This window comes from Mycobacterium sp. (assembly GCF_035499775.1).
Taxonomy (GTDB): Bacteria; Actinomycetota; Actinomycetes; order Mycobacteriales; family Mycobacteriaceae; genus Mycobacterium.
In genome coordinates, this window is the sequence record NZ_DATJYB010000358.1 from 1 (window position 1) to 4,010 (window position 4,010).

3 protein-coding genes are annotated in these 4,010 nt (G+C 66.0%); 1 reads left to right on the forward strand and 2 read right to left on the reverse strand.

Translation table 11 applies throughout. The annotated features are described in order from the left end of the window. Positions 1-3 precede the first annotated feature (3 nt). Positions 4-780 carry a 3-oxoacyl-ACP reductase gene (locus VML93_RS22285; protein ID WP_325614398.1) on the forward strand — a complete coding sequence of 259 codons (777 nt, stop codon included), beginning with the start codon at positions 4-6 and terminating at the stop codon, positions 778-780. 479 nt (positions 781-1,259) lie between these two features. Here VML93_RS22285 and VML93_RS22290 read toward each other — a convergent pair. Together VML93_RS22290 and VML93_RS22295 are read right to left on the reverse strand one after the other, a co-directional pair. Beyond that, a protein-coding gene (locus VML93_RS22290) for an IS3 family transposase (RefSeq protein ID WP_325614395.1) occupies positions 1,260-2,509 on the reverse strand; the annotation gives its coding sequence in 2 pieces (ribosomal slippage) (positions 1,260-2,236 and positions 2,236-2,509; 1,251 coding nt in all). A gap of 220 nt (positions 2,510-2,729) precedes the next feature. Next, positions 2,730-3,746, reverse strand: coding sequence for an ABC transporter substrate-binding protein (locus VML93_RS22295; RefSeq protein ID WP_325614396.1), 1,017 nt, complete (start codon positions 3,744-3,746; stop codon positions 2,730-2,732). Between the last annotated feature and the right edge of the window lie 264 nt (positions 3,747-4,010).

The window sequence follows — 4,010 nt, forward strand, 5'->3', positions numbered from 1 at the left end:
GGCCTGATGGATCTGACGCAGCGGCTGGCCGGGCGGGTGGCGGTGATCACCGGCGGCGGCAGCGGCATCGGGTTGGCCGCCGGCCGCCGGATGGCTGCCGAAGGCGCGACGATCGTCGTCGGCGACATCGACGCCGAGGCCGGTGCGGCGGCTGCCGACGAGCTTGCCGGTTTGTTTGTGCCAGTGGATGTTTCGGACGAGGACGCGGTCAACGCGCTGTTCGACACCGCGGCTTCGAGTTACGGGTCGGTCGACATCGCGTTCAACAACGCCGGCATCTCGCCGCCCGAGGACGACCTGATCGAACACACCGGGCTGCAGGCGTGGCAACGGGTCCAGGACATCAACTTGACGTCGGTGTACCTGTGCTGCCGGGCGGCGCTTCAGCACATGGTGCCGGCGCAGAAGGGGTCGATCGTCAACACGGCCTCGTTCGTCGCGGTGCTCGGGTCGGCGACATCGCAGATCTCCTACACCGCCTCCAAGGGCGGGGTGCTGGCCATGTCGCGCGAGCTCGGGGTGCAATACGCGCGACAGGGCATCCGGGTCAACGCGCTGTGCCCGGGGCCGGTCAACACCCCGCTGCTGCAGGAGCTGTTCGCCAAGGATCCCGAGCGCGCGGCGCGCCGGCTGGTACACGTGCCGGTGGGGCGGTTCGCCGAGCCCGACGAAATCGCCTCTGCGGTAGCATTTTTGGCCAGCGACGACGCCTCGTTCATCACCGCCTCAACATTTCTGGTCGACGGCGGCATCAGCTCGGCCTACGTCACGCCGCTGTAAACCGGGGCTGAGCGGGCACCGACGAGGCGCAGTGACAGCTCCGAAAATGGAGTAGTCGACTACCTAATGGGCTCGACCGTTTGGGCGGATGCTTGGTGCATGACAGATCTGCATGTGCAACCGCAGGTGACAACCATCGAAGGGCGCAGCAAATGAAGTGCCAGGCGGCAGTGCTGCGCGGCGTCGGCAAGAACTGGGAGATCCGGGAGATCATGGAGCATCCCGGGTTTGATGCACACCTCGTTTCGTGTGACCGTGATTCTCCGATCTGATGGTGAGCGTAGTACCTGGATGCACTGTGGCCGGGGGGCCATGATCCATTTTCCTAGGGCCGACTCCCGCCGTCTTTAGCGCGGCACCGGCCCCGCAGGCGCCGTCAAGCGTAGTTTGCTTGATGGCGCCGAGGACCGGTGCATACTTGGCGCATGGCGGGATCGACCAAATCTATTGGGACACATGCCAATGCCTGCCGCGCAACCCTACGTTGGTAGGAGACGCGCGTAGTACTCGGCCTCGGCTTCGGCGGGCGGGCGTCGGCCAAGGCGGTGCATGAGCCTGCTGTCGTTGTACCAGCTCACCCACGCCGAGGTGAGGTTCTCCAGGTCAGAGAGGGTGTCGATAGGCCCACTGCGAAAAGGGGAACCCTCGCGCACACACTCGGTTTTGTAGAGCCCGATCGTGGTTTCGGCCAATCCGTTATCCAGAGCGTCTCCGACGCTGCCGATCGATGGCTTTAGTCCGGCCAACATCAGGGACTCACCGAAATGTATTGCAGTGTACTGACTCCCGGCGTCACTGTGATGTATCGCGTCATCGAACGGGTGGCCTCGGCGGGCGCGGAAGGCCACGGCGTGACGCAGCGCGCGTTCGACGAAGCCGGTGTCTTTTCTCAGCGAGCACTCCCAGCCGGGGATCAATCCGGCGTAGGCGTCGATCACAAACGCGGTATAGCCGAACCCGGCGGTCATCGGCACGTAGGTGAAGTCAGCCACTTCCAGTAGATTGGGCGCGGCCACCCGCCAGCGTCGGCCTACCAGATCTGGGGCGCGGGCCGCGCCCGGATCCGGCTCGGTGGTGCGCGGCGGGCGGCGAGCACGCGTCACCCCGCGCCAGCCGTTGTGGCGCATGATCTTTTCCACCGTGCAACGGGCCACCGGGATGTCTTGGCGTTGCAGATGCGCCCACATCTTCAGGCTGCCGTACAGGCACTCCGGCGGACGTTTACCCTCGGCGTCGGGCTCGTAGTAGCCGGCCAGGATCTCGGTGATCGTGGTGTCCCACAGGGCCCGTTTCGAGGGTGCCGACACGCGGTGCGCCCAGTAGGTGCGTGGGGCGATCTGCGCGCCGTGCACCACCAGTGCCCGGCAGATCGGTGCGACCCCGTAGGCGTCCTTGTGCGCGTCGATGAACTCACAGATCAGCGGTGTCGCGGGTCGCACTCCCGCGCGAAGAAACTCGTTGCCGCCTTGAGGATTTCGATCGTCATCTCAAGCTCGTGGTTCTTGCGGCGCAGCTCACGCAGCTCCCGTTTGTCCTCACTTGACATTCCCGCCGCTTCACCGGCGTCGACTTCAGCTTGCCGCACCCACTTGCGCAGCGTCTCCGCGCTCATCCCCAACCGGCCCGACACCGCCTTTATCGCCGCCCACTCCGACTCATAGTCGTCGCGGTGCTCACGGACCAGCCGCACCGCCCTGACCTTGGTGTTCTCGTCGTACCTGATCGCCATCGCGCCATCCTTCCCTCAAAGGAAGGTGCGCATAAAACCCGGGACGGTTCAGACGAGACTTTTTGTCGTTTGCGGGTACGGTCGGGGTACGGATCAAGTACGGCTGGAAATCGCCCCTGGACGCCGGGGTGACGCCGGGGTGAGGGACACAAAGGCGGCGTTAGCTGAGGCGCGACCGGTGCCGACACGTCGAGTCCACGAGGTGATGTGACTTCGACACTCACGTCCGACGAAGCGGCCGATCAACCAGCACCCGCTGTCCGCCTCGCCACTGAACGACGCGAATCTGATGGCCGGTTTGCACGCCAGTGACCGGGTCGACACGAAACCGCCCGAACAAGGTCGTGGTATCGAGTCGTTGTGACGCGGCCAGCACCGGCAACGACTCAACGGTGCCGGCTTCCTTCACGCAGCGCTGCCAAACGACACCCGCGGCGAAGGCCGCAGCAGCCGGATAGGGCGGCTCACTACCGTTCGCGTCCCGGTATCGCTGGCTGAACCACTCGCTGTTGGGTCCATCCGCTGGATCATCTGTCCCGTCGTCGAACCACTGGCACGGCCCGTAAAGGCGCTCAACCCGATCACCGATGGCATGCCGGAGCTCATCGACCCCGGCGGCAACCAATCCAACTGCACGCCAACGGCGTTCGCTGCCCCACTGCGCGACGGCGACGTCATCCTCGACGGAACCGGCCGATAACAGCACATCGGCCGCCGGGACCTGCGCCAGCACGTCCCTGGCCCGGCCTGGCCGAAAACTGACCGACCGCCGCAGGAGACCGAATCGCCGAGCCGCCACCGCCGCCCCTTCGGCCACCTCGCGGCCGAACCCCGTGTCGACGTGCACTATTACCACCTCCGACCCCTCCCCAAGACCTTCGGCGACAAGGGTTTCCAGCACTGCGGCGAGATAGCGGGAAGCGGGAGACGCCCCGTTGACGACACGCGGATACGCCGGGCGCGCCAGCCGGGCGGTGGCGCCGCCGTGGTTCCAGACGACCCCTGTGCTGGCGGCTGCGGCCGCGAGCGCTGGCCCCGAACCGTAGGGCCCGAACACCACGTCGGGCCGACTAGCCTCGCCGGCCCGTATCGCCGACGCCGCGGAGGGGTGAGCGTCGATGACCTCCAGACCTACTCCGCAACGGTCGGCCCAAAGAGCAAGGGCGCTCGCCCCTGCTTTTCCGAAACGGGCCAGCGGCCCCGACAGTGGGGTAACCAGGACGGCGCGCGCTGCCACGCCCACCCTCCCGTCGTTGAGTATTGGTGCCCTCAAGCGGTCGCTTTTACCGATGGAAGCATGCATCCGGCTGCGGCGGGGAGCAATGGGCGTTAGTTGGCGCGTGCTGGTGACCGTGAGACAGCAATTGGCACCCCAAACTGTGCGAATCGATAAACACGGCCGACCACGTCACTCGGGGAATTATGGTCACTTCGTGAGGCGTCGAACGGTGCTGCGGCTACCCCTGCTGCTGGCGGCAGGCCCTACGCTGACTCAGGTGCC